Genomic DNA, 15,839 nt, shown 5'->3' with positions numbered 1-15,839 from the left:
CCCTGGCCAATGGCAGCGCCCTTGGTGCTTCGGCCTGCCGTCGGCAGGCCGCGAATGTTTCCGTTTCTGCGATTAGCCGGCCGGCTTCAGCGTCTGTCCCCGGCTGCGGATCACATCGCGGTACCAGTAAAAGCTGTCCTTGCGCCGCCGCTCCAGGCTGCCTTGGCCTTGGTCGTCGCGGTCGACATGGATGAAGCCGTAGCGCTTGGACATTTCCGCCTTGGAAGCGCTGACCAGGTCGATGGGCCCCCAACTGGTGTAGCCGAGGAGGGGCACGCCATCGTCCAGCGCTTCGGCCACTTGCAGCAGATGATCGTTGAGGTACTGGATGCGGTAGGGGTCGTGGACGCGGCCGTCCGCCGTGACTTCATCGCGCGCGCCCAGGCCGTTTTCCACGATGAACAGCGGTTTCTGGTAGCGGTCGTACAGCAGGTTGAGCAGATAGCGCAGGCCCTGCGGATCGATCTGCCAGCCCCAGTCGGAACTGGGCAGGTGAGGATTGGGCACCATGCCCAGCACGCCGCCGGCCTGTGCCGCCAAGGCCGGGTCGGCCGAGGCGCAGCCGGACATGTAATAGCTGAAGGAGATGAAGTCCACCGTGGCGAGCAGGTCTTCATGGTCAGAGGCGCGAATGTCCAGCGTGATGCCCTCGTCGCGGAAGAAGCGCCGCATATAGGCCGGGTAAGCGCCGCGCGCCTGCACATCGCCAAAAAACAGCCAGCCACGGTTTTGTTTCTGGCTGGCCAATTGGTCATCCGGCCGGCAACTGAGCGGATAAACGATGTCGCCCAGCAGCATATTGCCGATCCGGGCATCCGGCACCAGCTCATGGCAGGCTTTCACCGCGCGCGCGCTGGCCACCAATTGATGATGGATGGCTTGGTAAATGGCTTGCTTGCCGCTATCCGGTGGCAAGCCGACGCCAGTGAACGGCGCGTGCAGCGCCATATTGATTTCATTGAAGGTCAGCCAGTATTTGACCTGGTCGCGATAGCGGGCGAACACCGTGCGCGCGTAATGCTCGAAAAAGGCGATGGTCCGGCGGCTGCCCCAACCGCCATGGCGCTGGGTCAACGCATAAGGCATTTCATAATGCGATAGCGTGACCAGCGGCTGAATGCCGTGCTTGGCCATCTCGCCGAACAGGCGATCATAAAACGCCAGCCCGGCCTCGTTGGGCGCGTGCTCATCGCCTTGGGGGAAGATGCGGCTCCAGGCGATGGATACCCGCAGGCAGCCAAAGCCCATCTCCGCGAACAGGGCGATATCCTCCGGATAGCGATGATAAAAGTCTATCGCCTGATCCTTGAGGCTGCTGTCGCCGGCAGCGCGCTTGACGATGGGCCCAAAAATCCCCTGCGGCTGCAAGTCCGATGTGGACAAGCCCTTGCCGTCGGCCAGGTAAGCGCCTTCGGCCTGATTGGCGGCCAAGGCGCCGCCCCAAAGAAAATCAGCGGGAAACAAGGTCATCTCTACTCTCCTGATGCAATGGTTAAGGACTGACGGCCAGTAGCGGCGCCAACTCCGCCACCGTGTCCGAGGGAATGGGCCGCACTTGAGCGCCGCCGGGATTGCAGATCAGCACAAGGCTGGTGGTATCGAAGCCGGCCCCGGCCATGGCGGCGTGGTCGAACTCCAGCAGCACATCGCCGGCCGCGATCAAGTCGCCGCTTTGCACATGCGCGCGAAAGTGACTGCCATCGAGCTTGGCGGTATGGATGCCGACATGGATCAGCATTTCGGTGCCGTCGTCGGCGACGAGGACCAGGACGTGACCAGAGTAGGACAGGGATTCGACCCGACCGCTGAACGGCGCCACCACCCGGCCGCTTAGCGGCAGAATGGCCACGCCCTGGCCCAAGATGCCGCTGGCGAAGGCGGGGTCCGCCACGCAGCCGAGCGGTCGCGTCAGGCCGTGCAGCGGGGACAAGACTTGATGGGACGCTGTGTCCGCAACGGCCTCATCCGCTGCCGCGGCGGCAACGGCGGCTTTGGGCAGGCCAAACCAGAAGGTGAGCAGCGCGGCGAGGGCCGCCGCCAGCAGGCTGCCGGCAATCGCGCCCCAAACGGAGAAATCGACACCAGTGGGCGGAATCACCTGGGAAAAGGTGAAAACACTGGGCAGATTGGGCGAATAGACGCTGCTGCGCGCGTAACCCAGCATCAAGCCGCCCAAGGCGCCGCTGATGCAGCCAAACAGGAAGGGGCGCTTGGCCGGCAAGGTCACCCCGTAGATGGCGGGTTCGGTAATGCCGAACAGCCCCGAGGTGGCCGCCGAGCCGGCCAAGGACTTCATGCGCGCATCGCGGGTGCGCAGGAAGACCCCCAGCGTAGCGCCCACTTGCCCCATCACCGCCGGCAGCAAGAGCGCGCCCATGGTGTCATAGCCCAGCAGGCTCAAGTTGTTGTACATCAGCGGCACCAGGCCCCAGTGCAGGCCAAAGATCACCAACACCTGCCACAAGCCGCCCAGCGCCGCGCCGGCCAACATCGGCGCCAGGCCGTAGAGGGTTTGAAACCCCTCCGCCAGCAAGCGGCCCAGCCAGGTGGCGACCGGGCCGATCAGCAGGAAAGTCATGGGCGCGATCAGGCACAAGCACAGCAGCGGGGTCAGGAAATTCTTGACCGCCGCGGGCAGGAGGCGGTTGCAGCGGCGCTCAAGATGGCTGCTGACCCAGGCGGCAAGAATGATGGGAATCACCGAAGAACTGTAATTGATGAACACGATGGGAATGCCGATAAAATCCAGCGGCAAGGCGCCGGCCTGCTGCGCGGCATTGAACGCGCCGATGGACAGCGGATGAGTGAGCGCGCCGCCCAGGGCCATCGCGGTGAAAGGGTTGCCGCCAAATTTCTTGCCGGCGGTATATCCCAAGGCCAAGGGGAAGAAATAAAACAAGGCATCGCTGGCCACGAACAACAATAAATAAGTGCCGCTGGTTTCGCTGATCCATTCATTCACCAGCGCCAGCGACAGCAAGCCTTTGAGGATGCCGGACGCGGCCAGGATGCCCAAGGTGGGCGTGAAAATGGCGGACACTACATCAATGAAGCGGCTGAGCGCGCCTTCCTTCACCGCGGTGCCGGCCAGCGGAATCTCGTCATCCAGCCCGGTGACTTGGCAGATGGCTTGATAGACCTCGGCGACACGGTTGCCGATCACCACCTGGAATTGCCCGCCGCTTTCCTGCGCCATGAGCACATCGGGCAGGCGGTTCAGGGTTTTGGCGTCCACCCGTCCGGAATCGCGCAACTTGAAGCGCAGGCGAGTGGCGCAATGCACCAGGCTCAGAATATTGTCCTTGCCGCCAACCCCGGTGACGATTTGCTTGGCGAGTGTGTCCATTGCTTCCCTCCATGTGGCGAGCGAACGCTCAAAAAAAAACCTGGCCGCGCCACCCGCAATGGGGAGGCGTGGCCAGGTTTTGCCTGTTCTAGACAGTAACAATCCTGATGATGCTTCGGCTGCTCAAGCCAGCCGGCGAGTAAAGCTCTGCTTTATAAACGGCTGATATGGATGGCGAGGAACATCAGCTCATCCGGTTCCAGCGCCCTCTGGTACTGCTCCCAAATAAAGCCGCCAACACTCTCCGCGTTGAGCCATGCCCGCGGATAACTGGCTTTCACCGCAGCGTGCAGGCTGGGGTCTCCCGCTTGTAGCTGCTGCTGCGACAACACGCGTTGCGCAAAAAACTTCAGGTGGGCGATGAAGCGGTGGTAGTTCAACGCCTGCTCGTCCAGCTTCAGCCCTTGCTGGTCTTTGACGATGCGCAGAATCTGCCGCATCAGCTGGTTAATGGCCTGCATTTCCGAAGCCTCGCTGTTCAATTGCGCATTCGCCAAATGCCAGGCGATGAAGCCGGCCTCATCCTCCGGCAGGTGCAGTCCCAGTTGTTGCTCTATCAGCGCCAGCGCTTGCCGGCCAAGGGCGAATTCTGTCGGGTAGAGCCTGCGCATTTCCCATTGCAGCGCATTGTGCAGGGCAATGCCCTGGCGCTGGCGTTCAATCGCGAAATGGCAATGATCCAGCAAGGCCAGGTAGACCTCATCGGGCAATCGGCCCAATTGTTTCTTCGCCAGTTTGAGGATGTCGTTGCAGACCGCCATCACCTCGGCGGGAATGCCGCTCAAGACCTCGCTCAAGCGAGACATCAGCTCGTGGTTTTGCAAGGCGAAGATTTTTTCGACCAGCGCCGGATCCAGCGCGTCTCCCGGCCGCTTTTGAAACCCCACGCCGCGGCCCATGGCCACCAGTTCCTGATGCTGTTCGTTCAATACGAGGGCCGCATTGTTATTCAAGATTTTGCTGATTTTCATATCGCGTATCCAGAAAGCAAAAAACCTGACGGCTGGGCTGAAGCCAAGTCATCAGGTTTTGCCTGCCTGCGCAGTAACAATCCTTGAGCACAAACATCTGGTTTGACGACGCGGGAGCAAAGCCACGGCTTCGATCCACTACGTTGCCAACGGATGAAATCATAGGACGGCAAGAAATACAACTTAATTTGTTAAAAATATGCCGCTTCGAAACAGGCGGGTACGGACGCCGGGCAGGACGGGCCGCTGGAGGTGGTTTTGCGGCAGTGGCGAAAAAGTGGGAGGGCGTCATTGCGGTCTCCAAGTCAGCGTTGGAAACCTGCCGTCCGGCGGGCAGGGAACGGAGTCGGGGCAAAGGCTTTGCAACTGGCTGGCGCAATCGTTCAGCACCGCGGTGGCGGCAAAGGCCAGATGCTGTAAACGGGGCTGCTGTGTCTGTGAGGCGTGGGACTGGAAAGCGTCAAGCGCGTGACGCAGGGTGACGAGGCAATTCAAGGCCAGGGCGCAGGCTGCCAGGGTTTGGGTCTGTGGATCAGGCGGTGGTTTGGCGAAAACGGAGTGCGGATGGGAAGGCGTCATTGCGGTCTCCTAGTCAGCTTTGAAGCCTGCCCGGAGAGGCTTGGACAGGCACGTGACAAGGTTGGAAGACCGGAGACCTTTCAGAACCGGTAGCCCGTGAAGGCTCCCTGCCACGGCCTGTCCAGGAGTGGGGACATGCGTGGCACCAGACGGGCCGCGGTCTTTTGGACTTGAGCTGGTCTGGGGAAAGGTTTTGTGGGCTTCCAAACCCGGCGCGGCGTTATTGGGCGCAGCGCGAGGCACAGGGTACTGAGGCGGGGGTAGGGCGTCAAGCCGCCGACGGAGGAGATTAATGTCTCTGGGTGGACTAATCGGGGTAGGTGGTTTCGTTTAGTTGATATCTTAAGAATAATTGCCGAGAATGCCCGTGGCGTACCGGAAGCTACTTTCTTGAATGGAAAGGAAAACTATGGCTGCGCGCGCAATTATCCGTATTGGCGATACCACCTCACACGGTGGCACAGTGCTGGAGGCGTTTCCGAACTTCAATATTTTTGGCAAGAATGGCTGCGGGATTGGCCACCGGGGCTACTGTCCGCAGTGCAAGACAGATTTTGTTATCGTAGCCGGGGCGAAAAACCACACCTTCATGGGCAAGAATGTGGCGCTGGAGGGGATGCTCACCTCTTGCGGGGCGGTGCTGATCGCCTCCCAGCGTCAAGCCACGGTGGATACCGAACCCGGCGCGGTCAAGATGGTGCCGGGGCCGTTGAGCGCGATGATCGCGGCGGGGGCGCCTTTGCTGGAGCAAGGCCCGAACTGGATCGAGTTTGCCTTGCCGGGCGAGGAGAACTACCAAGGCTTGGCTTGCACCATCAACTTTAACGACGGCAGTTCGAAGGAGATGACATTTGACCAGGCCAGCTGTTTGCGGATCGACTCCATTGCGGAGATCGCGGGCATCCATGTTGAAATTCCGGCAAATGAAGACGTTAGCGACGAAAACCTCTCCAGCAAAATCCTTAATCTGATCGAGGGCTGAGACATGAGCGATACCGTAACTTATGGCAGAAGCCGCAGCGCCGGCACTTCCACCACCAGCGGGGCCAGCGCTCCCGAGTATAAGATTGAGTACCGGGGCTATTATCAGGTGAACCAGCGGCATGAACTGGAGTCCCCGCTCAAGAAAAGCTTGGATATGCTGGAGGCTGCAGCGGCAAGGTTTGCAACGGATGTGATTAAAGACGCAAATGTTAGAATATCATATCAAGAAAACATCAAACGGATGGCCCAAACTGTTCTTGATGAAGTCAATGCAGGGAGAGTGAGTGCGAAAGACGGAATGGAGTTCTCATATGCGATGCGTAATAAAATAATGGCAGAGCATAGAGTTGTAACTTCTGCACAGGGCCTCGCGATAGCGGAACGCCACAAATTGGAACCTCCAACTATAAAAGAGCTGTTAGATAAAAAAGCGAAATCTCTTTTTGGGAAACAGTTTGATTTATTAACTCCAGCTGAAAAAAATAAAGTGTATTATGCCATTATTGAGTCATCGGCAAAGCCCAATCAAGATTTTAATGTAAAAGCAAAAAAATTGGGTGTTATTGGTAAGGTTGGGTGGGTCGTGACTGCTGCATTGGCAAGCTATGCAGTGGCGTCATCAGAAAATAAGACCAAAGAAACCATTAAACAGGGGGCTGTCATTGGGGGAGGTATGGCTGGCGGTGTTTTTGCTGGTTTAGCCGTGTCGACGTTGTGTGGGCCTGGTGCTCCCGTTTGTGCTGTTGCTGTAGTTTTGGCAGGGAGTGTAGTTGGTGGAGCGTTGGCAGAAAGCGTCGTAGACAATTACGATGAGGAACTGGAGGAATTCACGAAGTGGCGCATCCAATAGATTTGTTTGGCTTGCAAGAGGTGAAACCCTCAAAGGGCGTAGACGAATGCTTTGACTTGATGTTTGATGGTCATGCTACAAGAGTCAGGGTGGATTATGAAACTGTTTTTGCTCAATATAAGATAGATCATTTCTTTCTTGTTGTTCTTGAGAATGATTTTTGGGAGGGGACAAACTATCTGTTCTATCTGCTTGATGAGGATTTTCACGTTGTCGATCGGATTAATTTGAGCGCAACGCCTGAGGATAATGGGTTTATTCAAGAGCGCCGCCTTAAAGGGAGTGATTTGGTTTTTGAGAAATATAAGAGTGGAAAGAGATATGAGTTGTCAATTCGGGTGGGTGGTCGGGTGAGTTATTTATTGAGTGAGCTAAAATATAGGTCGTGTTTTGATTTTATGAAGCCCAAAAAATATCTTGAACTACGAGAGATATAATGTGATTTCTCGCATAATTGTAATTGATGGCTGATTGCTTGTGGTTGATTTTATGTGTGATGCTGTATGAATGTGGATTGTCGAGGAAGGGGTTGATGGTCTAGATGAAGAGTTAGAGGGGCGCTAGATGGTAAATGCAATAAAAGACTTTGATGTGGTGGAAAGTCCAAGAAAGCCAGGGGTTGTAATCGTTTATTTTGATCTTTTGTTCTGCGGCCAAAAGACAGGTGTCAAGGTTATGGGCGAATCAGTTTTTGCTCAGTACTGGATGGAAGATTCTGAACGGTATTTTTTGGTCTTTCAGAATGCTCCCTGGGAGGAAACCAATTATGAGTTTTATCTTTTGACAAAAGATTTTTTGGTTTTGGATCGTGTGCATTTGTTTTCGCCAGATGACCGTGATGATGAATTGATTGAGAGTTATGAGCTTAAAGATGATGTATTTTCATTTAAAAAGTATGGAAATGATAATAGGTATAAAGTAGTAATTGATAATAAGGGGAAAGTTAGCTACTCCTTTGATGGTCTGAAATATAGGCTGATTTTAGGAGCGCTAAAGCCGGTCAAGTATCTGCAGTTAACCCCCTTATGAGTCTTTGGAAGGGGGGGGTTGTGCCAGGGAGGTGGTATGGGGTTTTTGTCTCGATTGTTTAAGTGGAAGTCAAGACGGTCCGTGGAGAAGGTTGTGTTTGATGAGAGTAAAATTATCCATAGCCCATTAAGGGGTGAGGATATTGAGTTCCATTGGGCTGATCTGTGCGAGGTAAGCATCGAAACCACGGATCAAGGGCCGTTTGTAGATGACGTGTTTTGGGTGCTTGCTGGAGGTGGTCGGTTTTGCCGCATTTCAAGCAATGCGGAAGGCATGGAGAAACTCTTGGAGAAATTGGGTGAGTTACCTGATTTTGATCACCAGGTGGTTATCGTTGCGATGAGCGTAGCAACAAACGCAAGGTTTGAATGTTGGAAAAAGCAGGGATTGGTTCCTGTTGAAGGGTAAAATGCTTAGTTCTGAAACCTATGCAGGCTAAGTGGCGCTAGAACGGCTTGTTTCTGCTGACCTTAAAATGATATGCGCATGAATCATTTCGCGGTTTTACTGTTTCTGCCAACCTGGGCCCAGGCTGCTGGGCTGTTTGATGGGTATGAGACCTATTACCGCAGCCTGCCAAATCGCTTATTCCAGTCTTCGGGTGTCGAGCTAGAACCTTTCAGCCTGGAGGGGGAGCAAGACATCCAATATGTTTGGCAGGGCATGGCAGCGGGTGGCCGTCATAAGGTAGAGCTTAAAGAAGGCAAGATCACCATAGATGGCCGGACATGGTTGGCCAAGTCGATCAAGGCTTTCCCTGGCGAGGTGGTTAATGCAGGGGATCTGGGGAGAGGGTCTGTGGCGTATTTCGCCGCCGGCTGGGCATGCGTGGAAAATACGCCTGCATCGGCCTCGGGTACGGCGGTGAGACATAAGTCGGTCTACCTGTTGCGCTTGGGCAGATCCAAGCCTCAAGGATGGAAGCTACCCAGCCTGTTTGCATCCTGTCAGGGCCTTAGGTTTTTGAACGGCCAAGTACGGTTCGACAAGCTTGAGTATCGCTATCAGGGTGGCAAGGATGAGCCGGCTGGGGTGGTACTCAATGAGTACGCGATTAAGTCCGGCCGATTTGTGCCCTTGGCGGGCAAGCGTTTCGCTTCCTTTGTGGAGGAGGGGAATGTGTATAGGTTTTTGCTTGATTGATTGCTGTGGAAGAGCCTGCACCAATCAGTTCCGTGCCCCGTTTTCTATCACACCGATGCGCGCCGGCCCTAGCATAAGGCGTGCTCATCGCTCCAGCAGCATCCTCCCCGTTTCTAGTCTTCGCAAGCGCTCGCCATAAGTTAAGGAGTGGCTTGCGGGCTTTGGCGAAAGCGAGGTGCGGATGGAAGATGGTGGCTGTACCGCAATCGCCCGGGAGGGCGATATCACTTCCACTGTGCTTGGGTTTCGGTTCTACCGTCCCCATGACCGCATTCTCTCCAAAGATGGTTTCTCAGAATATTTCGCCTAATTTAGATGTTCTCTATTCATAATAAAATAATCAATAGAATTTGTCTTGACATTGTCATGTCTAGTGCTAGGATTTTTGTATGGCGGAATTTACTTAATTTCATGGCTGAAGATTGGCAGAATATTTCAGTCATGCAAATACAAATTTTGCTAGAAAAACCAGCCTTTCATTGACGTGTTTTTATTTGTACAGCAAGTCCCGTAAAGCTGACACGGCTTTTATCGTCTTTTCGCTGCACCGCCCTTTATCAAAATGAATGATCATGCGAGGTGTGTATGCCTGAAAACAATGTGGTTCAAACGCCAGCTCCGCCCTATCCGGAATATTCGGATAAAGTACTGGATCAGCCGGCTGATTATGGTGTGCTGAAGCAGCTGGAAGGCACATGGGTTAACTACAATCCGGACAAGACGAATCTGGGATGGGGCTTGCATACCACCTGTATGCCGTCTCCAGGGACAAATTCTGAAACCATTTTCGGCATATTCCACTTTCTCTGTGAAAACTACACCGAAGAACTCACGTTCTCCCTGGTGGATGGTGGGGTGCGGAATCGGGGGGGCACCAACGAGCAGTTCGCTGGCGCGGTGAAATACAATCAAAGCATACAACGGGTCAGTGACGGCGTGGGCATTCACGAAGAAGATGGCATGTATTTGTGGATGAACCCGATGTACAACCATGCGGCTACTGAAGAATCCGTTATTTCAGATAACGGCTTCCCTGGGATTGCTATTGGCGCCGGGGCCAACGGGCCAAATTATGTGCCGCCTTATTCCATTGCGCGTAGCGGGACCATCCCCCATGGCAGTGCGATGATGATTACCGGCGGATTTCAGGCGGACATTCCCGGCAAACCGGAATATCCCACCGGCACCGACTGTTGGACTCAGCCTTTTACCAACTCATGGCCAACGACTCCGCAGCCGCAAGACAATAATACGGTGCCGGCTGCCGTTGCTGCCAACCCCGTGCCCTTGGCTGGGTCTCCGCTCGCCATTTCACCCAGCATGGGTGCGGCCGCACTGCTGTCGGTTCAGGAGGGCACGCCGGCCGCGCCGCTTAATCTGGATGAACCCGCGCCGGCTTGGGCGTTTGACAAGTCATTGCCGGCCACCCAGCCGGACAGCAATCTGACTTATTTCCAACGGATTGTCGCTGATCCAAACTATCCGTATTCCGTACGTCCGGATTTGCGGCTGCGTGATGTGATCAAAGACCAGCGCATCAAAAAATACACGCTGATTCAGCTCAGTAGCAAACACAATGGCGGGCCACAAGGCGGGATTCTAAATACCCCCTTTGTGAGCACCTTTGCCAATGTTACCGAGATGAATCTGAACTTGTGGATACAAACGGTGATAGACAGCGACGGCTGTGAAGTGTTGCAGCTTCAATATGAGCAAGTGCTGTTTTTTGAGTTCATGTTCGGTTCCAACGGCCAGGTGACGCGCTGGCCGCATATCCAAGTCAATACTTTGAGAAAGAAGCCGACGGGTAGGTCGCATTTAAACTACTAGGACTCTTTTGACGAAAACACCGCTTCGCAACATTGAAGCGGTGTTTCTTATTACGCTGCGCGATTAGCGGGCTAAGAGTGGCTAACAAAACTCAGTGTTACGGCTGAGGCAAGGTGCGCCGACGCAGACAGTACATTGAGTATGGCAAGTCGGCGCAACGCAGCATCAAGGGTTTTGTCAGTCGCTCTAACTGTCTAAGCGCTCCGCCAAACGCCGCTGGCAGGCGGTGGCTAGCTGCACCAGTTCCGCCTTGCTGACCGGCATCTTGCCGGGCGGGGCAATCAGCTCCGCCATGCCGCTGAGCGTGGAGACGCTGCTGTTCAGGCCGATCAGCCTGCCGTGCGGCCAGCGCTGCTGGTTGTTGGGCGCGTAATCCAGTGTCAGTACCCAGCGCGAATGCAGCCACGGGCCGGGTTCGCTCAGCACGGTGTCCAGCACTGCGCGGCTAACCTGCTGCGCCGCCTCCGCGGCGAGGGCGAGCGCCAGGTGCAGGGTTTCCGCTGTGCCAGCCGCGCCAGCCTGATGCAGCAAGGCCGGGCGGGTTTCCTCCTGCCACCAGCGTCGCAACCGCCGCGCGCCTGGCTTCTTGATGCGGCGGAACACCTCGTCCAGCTCGCCTTCGGACAGGCACAGCACCGGCTCCGCCTCATCCGTCAGGCAGAAGGCTTGCCCCAGCGGCTCGCCCAAGGCTTGCTGCAAATCCTTCACCTCCAGCTTCATCGATACCGCGACCTCCGCCGCGACAAACCAGAACCCCTCCGGCCGTCGCAACACCCGCATCGCCACGCCCTTGGCGAAATCCAGCCGTAGCGGCGTATTCACTTCCAGATCAATAGCTGCATTCATGGCCGAGCCTCCCCAGTGAAGCGCGCAAACCGCGCTGCCAAAAACGTATGGCGATAGGCGGCGCGCAGGCGCAACAAGACATGTGATAGGCGGTGGGGAGGACGAACTAGAAGAGGGGAGAGAGAAACAATAAGACGAGCATCCATAGCGATGTCTCCAAACGGCTTGCCCGACCAAGCATTGCGAGCGCAAGGGCGCGTGTGGGATGCAATGCATGGCGTGTTGAACAACCACGGCTTTCGGGCGTGGGCCACCGCTAACGGAGGTGTGTTGAGCACCAAAAGCCAATTTAACAGTGAGGCTGCTTTATATCAACCCATTCAGGAAAAATGGACAGGATATGGTTCAACCGAATTGAGGAAGCTATGGCGACGCCAGGTTTGGATCAAGAGCAATATAAAAATAGCAGCAGGAATGGAAAGATTCTTTTTTGGATGTTCATTCTGTTTGCTTTGTTGGCAATTTTGGTTATATGGTTCGGCTAAATTAGAATCTGGAGAGGCTTAAGGTTAATCGGTAGTTAAAAATTGTGTTTAATAAGGCTTTTAAAGATGGTTGGATTGGTAGAGGGTAGAAGTTGGTTGGCTTGGTTAATTCCATGTGTCATTGTCTTGCTTGAGATATGGCTGAATATGGAGCTTCTGCCTATTCCTGCAGCGTGGACTTCTGGTATGTCTGCTAATTTGATGTGTGATTTTTACTTTGCAGGCAAGTGGAACATTAACTGTGCTATAGAGGCAGGTATTTTTTACAGCCCAATCAAAACTATTATCTGTTTGGTTGGGGTTTTATTTTTATCATCTATTCCTTATAAAAATAAATTTATAGAGACGGCATTCTCTTTTGTCGCTCCTTTTGTTGGCACGTCTGGATTTGTTAGTTTGATTGTGTTTGCTTTGGTTATGCGAAATGGCAGTATGGCTTGTTTGCTCTGATTAAGATAGGAGTATTTTTCCGCTATTTTTGAAAGATAGGGTTTCGCAGCGCTGTAGGGGGCATGGGGTTGTCTGCGTGCGAACAGGACATGCAGGGTGGGGCCTGCATATCCTGTTCGCTCAGCGATTGGATTGGCCGCACAATCCCCTTGCCCGTCCGCCGGCCGGAACCGGCATGCCAAACATTATCCGTGAGGCGGATTCCAAAAATATAATGATTATCTCAATAGATCGCTACAATTTCGCGGTAAACGTTGGGCTTCACAAACTCAGCCCAACTTACCGTGCTGCCGCCTTTTCGAGCGACGCGACGTTAAAGCAGCGCGAGTTCAGCAGCGCTTATCCGAGGGGCGAAATCCGCGAAGTTTTGTTTTAAAAAAATAGATTGAAACGAATCAAATTCACTTAATTAACTATTTCGAATTGTCACAAGATAAATATTGGACTTCACGCATCTAGGCGCACTGGGAGTGCAGTGAAAGTTAAATTTTTTCTGGCAATGCTATGTAATGAAGCCCATTTTTTGTCCATCGCAAAGCTGCATATCCAGCTAAAAGACGATGACCAATCCATCTTGGATCGACTGTTTGAGCCATATTTTTTTGATTGCATAAAAGCAACCTCCCCATTATCTGTGTCCACTCTTTAAATTCTACCATGTCCTCCATATAGCCATGAAATGACCTTCCACTTTTATACCAGCTGATCTTCTTATATAAATTTTCCCCTAGGTAATTTTGCAATTTCTCTAAGATTGCCTCGGAAGGTGTATTCATATCAATCAATGGAATATGTTTTTTTTCATTATTTTTCATGGTTACTTCTGAGTGAAATGCTATATTCTCGTCTTCGGAAATTTTTTTTAAAAGATCCGCCATGAATGTCTCATCCAAGAGGTGTTCTGGCTTGACTTTAAGTATTGTTCTTTTGTCCTCTATGGAGTTGGGGATGTATTTGTATCGGCTAATTTCGAAGCAGTTTATATCCAAATTGGATTCTGCAATCTTTCTGATTAACCAGTATGGGTGGTTGTTAGGTATTGTCATAATACTTTTATGCCGGAAAGTGTTCTATATAGCTCAATGCTGTAATCGTCGGTCATTCCAGCAAGAAAATCAATTACTAAGTGTGTGCGCGATAGCCATTCAATTTGATTGTCATTGAATTTTGGATTAGATTTGCCCGTCAGGCTGTGTTTGTATGCTTTGATGTATTTCTCCGGAAAAAGTCTGAGTAGTTTCTTTTCTATAACAATTTTATTATTGTTAGAGTCTTTTGTTTCTTGGTTTAGCGCGCACTCGAATGTATCTTTGTTGCAGCTTAGAAGTGGCTCGAATATATTTAAAAGACCAGTAATGGCCGTGTAGCCGGCGTATTCAATTAATTCTACATTTTCATTGCAGTAGACATTTTCCCTACAGTAATCTTTCAGGATTTCAAGGAAAATGGTTGCAGCTGAATCTTCTGGAAGGAGCGTGTCAACTGGTGTGTACGTGGTGATTTTTTGGATAAAATTCTCTGCCGCATAATCAACAAGGAATCTAGTGGTTGCCGTTCTAAAGTCAGTAAATGTGTAGTTTGACTGAGATTTTTCCCCCCATATTTTTTTTATTTTAAAAACTGTGGAGTTAATCTCGGCGTAAGCATGATCCAATTTCGATTTGGTGCGATCATTTTCCCATCTTTCTGAAATCCAGTTTGCGGCATCATGTAGTGATACGATTCCTTTTTCAACGCTATCTTCCAAATCGCTAATGCAGTAAGAGATATCATCTGCAGCCTCCATTATTGCCGCCAATGGGTAGCGAGTGGGTTTACTAGTGTTTATGTTATGCACATGCCAGAGCTTTTCAACAAGACTCGATTCGGTCTGAAAGAAACCAGCTTTTTTAAAAAGAGGGTCGCTAGATTTTCCTGTTCCGGCGCATCTTAAATATTTTATGCAAGACAAGAGCGCAGTTGATGTTAAATTTAGCCCGAACTCATCATTATTCCACTGTAGTTTTGATATTATCCTCAGTCCTTGTGGGTTTCCGTCGAATTCGATAAAGTCAGCCAGAAGGGTTTTATTCGATGGATTTTTGGGAAGGGCCTTCTTTAGTAACTCCTCACCATTTTTCTCAAACCATTGTTGTATTGCGGCTTCACCAAAATGACCAAATGGAGGGTTTCCAATGTCATGTGCAAGGCATGCTGTTTCGACAAAAATTGAGAGAGACCTTGCAATTTCAGAGTCTTTTACATTTCCTTTTTCAACAATTTTATCGCTTATATATCTGCCCACTTGTGAGACTTCAAGTGAGTGAGTGAGACGGCTTCTTACAGCGGCATTTGGTTCTAAAGAGAATACCTGAGCCTTTTGTTGTAGTCTTCGAAATGCAGCTGAATATAGAATTCTTCCTCTATCGCTTTCCGCATTTTCAACAAGATTACCAGACTTTCTTACCTCAGACGTCCGTACTCGATAATTTTTCAATGCATCGTTCAGAAATTCCTCGGTTACATTTTTTTCATAACTCATTAGAATTTTCCCTGGGCATCTGTTTTGTAATTCATTTGATTATTTCCTTGCCTTTGATATGACGATTTATTTTTTGGTAAATTAAAACCTCGCAAGCGAGGTTTTAATTTTAAATAAGAATTAGGTCAATCCCAGCTCAACGCCCCGCCAGTCTGATATTCCGTAACCCGCGTCTCAAAGAAGTTCTTCTCTTTCTTCAAGTCGATCATCTCGCTCATCCACGGGAAGGGGTTGTTCACGCCGGGGTAGAGCTGGTCCAGGCCAATCTGCTGCATGCGGCGGTTGGCGATGAAGCGCAGGTATTCCTTGAACATGCTGGCGTTCAGGCCCAGCACGCCGCGCGGCATGGTGTCTTCGGCGTAGGCGTATTCCAGTTCCACCGCGTGCTTGAACAGTTCGGTGATCTCGGCCTTGAAGCTTTCGGTCCAGATTTCCGGCTGTTCCAGCTTGATGGTGTTGATCAGGTCGATGCCAAAATTGCAGTGCATGGACTCGTCGCGCAGGATGTATTGGTACTGTTCCGCGGCGCCGGTCATCTTGTTCTGGCGGCCCAGCGCCAGGATTTGCACAAAGCCGACGTAGAAGAACAGGCCTTCCATGATGCAGGCGAACACGATCAGGGATTTGAGCAGCTTCTGGTCGTTTTCCAGCGTGCCGGTCTTGAAGGCCGGGTCGCACAGTACGTCGATGAAGGGGATCAGGAATTCATCTTTGTCGCGGATGGATTTGATTTCGTTGTAGGCGTTGAAGACTTCGCCTTCGTCCAGGCCCAGGCTTTCCACGATGTATTGGTAGGCGTGGGTGT

17 protein-coding genes are annotated in these 15,839 nt (G+C 52.3%); 9 read left to right on the top strand and 8 right to left on the bottom strand.

Annotated elements, in window-relative coordinates:
• Nucleotides 1–72: 72 nt before the first annotated feature.
• From ACE3QM_RS19915 to ACE3QM_RS19900, 4 genes are all read right to left on the bottom strand, one after another.
• Entirely contained in the window at nt 73–1,470 is a 1,398-nt protein-coding gene (locus tag ACE3QM_RS19915) for a glycoside hydrolase family 1 protein (RefSeq protein ID WP_374424317.1), read from the bottom strand.
• 22 nt (nt 1,471–1,492) lie between these two features.
• Nucleotides 1,493–3,346: a beta-glucoside-specific PTS transporter subunit IIABC gene (locus ACE3QM_RS19910; protein WP_374424315.1), complete on the bottom strand. Its 1,854-nt coding sequence runs from the start codon at nt 3,344–3,346 to the stop codon at nt 1,493–1,495.
• Between the two features lie 152 nt (nt 3,347–3,498).
• Nucleotides 3,499–4,317, bottom strand: a complete 819-nt coding sequence (gene licT / locus ACE3QM_RS19905; RefSeq protein ID WP_374424313.1) for a BglG family transcription antiterminator LicT — start codon at nt 4,315–4,317, stop codon at nt 3,499–3,501.
• Nucleotides 4,318–4,605: 288 nt separating this feature from the next.
• Nucleotides 4,606–4,896 (bottom strand): hypothetical protein, encoded by a 291-nt coding sequence (locus tag ACE3QM_RS19900; protein ID WP_374424311.1) that lies wholly within the window; start codon nt 4,894–4,896, stop codon nt 4,606–4,608.
• A gap of 409 nt (nt 4,897–5,305) precedes the next feature.
• Here ACE3QM_RS19900 and ACE3QM_RS19895 point away from each other — a divergent pair, with 409 nt between their 5' ends.
• The 7 genes from ACE3QM_RS19895 (at nt 5,306) to ACE3QM_RS19865 (ending at nt 10,732) form a co-directional block, all read left to right on the top strand.
• Nucleotides 5,306–5,878: a PAAR domain-containing protein gene (locus ACE3QM_RS19895; protein ID WP_374424309.1), complete on the top strand. Its 573-nt coding sequence runs from the start codon at nt 5,306–5,308 to the stop codon at nt 5,876–5,878.
• Nucleotides 5,879–5,881: 3 nt separating this feature from the next.
• On the top strand, nt 5,882–6,730 hold the full coding sequence (locus ACE3QM_RS19890) for a hypothetical protein (RefSeq protein ID WP_374424307.1): 849 nt from the start codon (nt 5,882–5,884) through the stop codon (nt 6,728–6,730).
• The gene (locus tag ACE3QM_RS19885) at nt 6,715–7,167 is read left to right on the top strand and encodes a hypothetical protein (RefSeq protein ID WP_374424306.1); all 453 of its coding nucleotides are present in this window, start codon (nt 6,715–6,717) and stop codon (nt 7,165–7,167) included. The genes ACE3QM_RS19890 and ACE3QM_RS19885 overlap by 16 nt, the downstream gene beginning before the upstream one ends.
• Before the next feature lie 127 nt (nt 7,168–7,294).
• Nucleotides 7,295–7,759, top strand: a complete 465-nt coding sequence (locus ACE3QM_RS19880) for a hypothetical protein (RefSeq protein WP_374424304.1) — start codon at nt 7,295–7,297, stop codon at nt 7,757–7,759.
• An 81-nt stretch (nt 7,760–7,840) separates the two neighbouring features.
• A complete protein-coding gene (locus tag ACE3QM_RS19875) occupies nt 7,841–8,167 on the top strand; it encodes a hypothetical protein (RefSeq protein WP_374424302.1) in 327 nt (108 codons plus the stop codon).
• A 78-nt stretch (nt 8,168–8,245) separates the two neighbouring features.
• On the top strand, nt 8,246–8,902 hold the full coding sequence (locus ACE3QM_RS19870; protein WP_374424300.1) for a hypothetical protein: 657 nt from the start codon (nt 8,246–8,248) through the stop codon (nt 8,900–8,902).
• A 585-nt stretch (nt 8,903–9,487) separates the two neighbouring features.
• On the top strand, nt 9,488–10,732 hold the full coding sequence (locus tag ACE3QM_RS19865; protein ID WP_374424298.1) for a peroxidase, FMP-type: 1,245 nt from the start codon (nt 9,488–9,490) through the stop codon (nt 10,730–10,732).
• A gap of 186 nt (nt 10,733–10,918) precedes the next feature.
• Here the strand turns inward: ACE3QM_RS19865 and ACE3QM_RS19860 are convergent, their stop codons facing one another.
• Nucleotides 10,919–11,578 carry a hypothetical protein gene (locus ACE3QM_RS19860; protein ID WP_374424296.1) on the bottom strand — a complete coding sequence of 220 codons (660 nt, stop codon included), beginning with the start codon at nt 11,576–11,578 and terminating at the stop codon, nt 10,919–10,921.
• Nucleotides 11,579–11,848: 270 nt separating this feature from the next.
• Between ACE3QM_RS19860 and ACE3QM_RS19855 the strand changes: the two genes are divergently transcribed.
• Together ACE3QM_RS19855 and ACE3QM_RS19850 are read left to right on the top strand one after the other, a co-directional pair.
• Nucleotides 11,849–12,085 carry a hypothetical protein gene (locus ACE3QM_RS19855; protein WP_374424294.1) on the top strand — a complete coding sequence of 79 codons (237 nt, stop codon included), beginning with the start codon at nt 11,849–11,851 and terminating at the stop codon, nt 12,083–12,085.
• 44 nt (nt 12,086–12,129) lie between these two features.
• A complete protein-coding gene (locus ACE3QM_RS19850) occupies nt 12,130–12,513 on the top strand; it encodes a hypothetical protein (RefSeq protein ID WP_374424292.1) in 384 nt (127 codons plus the stop codon).
• Between the two features lie 482 nt (nt 12,514–12,995).
• Here ACE3QM_RS19850 and ACE3QM_RS19845 read toward each other — a convergent pair whose 3' ends face one another.
• The 3 genes from ACE3QM_RS19845 to ACE3QM_RS19835 all read right to left on the bottom strand — a co-directional run.
• Nucleotides 12,996–13,391, bottom strand: coding sequence for a hypothetical protein (locus ACE3QM_RS19845; RefSeq protein ID WP_374424290.1), 396 nt, complete (start codon nt 13,389–13,391; stop codon nt 12,996–12,998).
• A gap of 164 nt (nt 13,392–13,555) precedes the next feature.
• Nucleotides 13,556–15,034, bottom strand: a complete 1,479-nt coding sequence (gene dgt / locus ACE3QM_RS19840; RefSeq protein WP_374424288.1) for a dGTPase — start codon at nt 15,032–15,034, stop codon at nt 13,556–13,558.
• 125 nt (nt 15,035–15,159) lie between these two features.
• On the bottom strand, nt 15,160–15,839 hold a 680-nt coding region (locus ACE3QM_RS19835), incomplete at its 5' end, for a ribonucleotide-diphosphate reductase subunit beta (protein WP_374424286.1).

It is taken from the genome of Chromobacterium sp. (assembly GCF_041912965.1).
Classification (GTDB): domain Bacteria; phylum Pseudomonadota; class Gammaproteobacteria; order Burkholderiales; family Chromobacteriaceae; genus Chromobacterium; species Chromobacterium aquaticum.
This window is presented reverse-complemented; position numbering and strand designations above follow the sequence as displayed.

Coding starts and splice junctions, on each gene's coding strand:
- ACE3QM_RS19845 (WP_374424290.1), bottom strand. CDS start 13,391: ATGGCGGATCTTTTAAAAAAAATTTCCGAAGACGAGAATATAGCATTT.
- ACE3QM_RS19870 (WP_374424300.1), top strand. CDS start 8,246: ATGAATCATTTCGCGGTTTTACTGTTTCTGCCAACCTGGGCCCAGGCT.
- ACE3QM_RS19880 (WP_374424304.1), top strand. CDS start 7,295: ATGGTAAATGCAATAAAAGACTTTGATGTGGTGGAAAGTCCAAGAAAG.
- dgt (WP_374424288.1), bottom strand. CDS start 15,034: ATGAGTTATGAAAAAAATGTAACCGAGGAATTTCTGAACGATGCATTG.
- ACE3QM_RS19915 (WP_374424317.1), bottom strand. CDS start 1,470: ATGACCTTGTTTCCCGCTGATTTTCTTTGGGGCGGCGCCTTGGCCGCC.
- ACE3QM_RS19860 (WP_374424296.1), bottom strand. CDS start 11,578: ATGAATGCAGCTATTGATCTGGAAGTGAATACGCCGCTACGGCTGGAT.
- ACE3QM_RS19890 (WP_374424307.1), top strand. CDS start 5,882: ATGAGCGATACCGTAACTTATGGCAGAAGCCGCAGCGCCGGCACTTCC.
- licT (WP_374424313.1), bottom strand. CDS start 4,317: ATGAAAATCAGCAAAATCTTGAATAACAATGCGGCCCTCGTATTGAAC.
- ACE3QM_RS19900 (WP_374424311.1), bottom strand. CDS start 4,896: ATGACGCCTTCCCATCCGCACTCCGTTTTCGCCAAACCACCGCCTGAT.
- ACE3QM_RS19865 (WP_374424298.1), top strand. CDS start 9,488: ATGCCTGAAAACAATGTGGTTCAAACGCCAGCTCCGCCCTATCCGGAA.
- ACE3QM_RS19850 (WP_374424292.1), top strand. CDS start 12,130: ATGGTTGGATTGGTAGAGGGTAGAAGTTGGTTGGCTTGGTTAATTCCA.
- ACE3QM_RS19895 (WP_374424309.1), top strand. CDS start 5,306: ATGGCTGCGCGCGCAATTATCCGTATTGGCGATACCACCTCACACGGT.
- ACE3QM_RS19910 (WP_374424315.1), bottom strand. CDS start 3,346: ATGGACACACTCGCCAAGCAAATCGTCACCGGGGTTGGCGGCAAGGAC.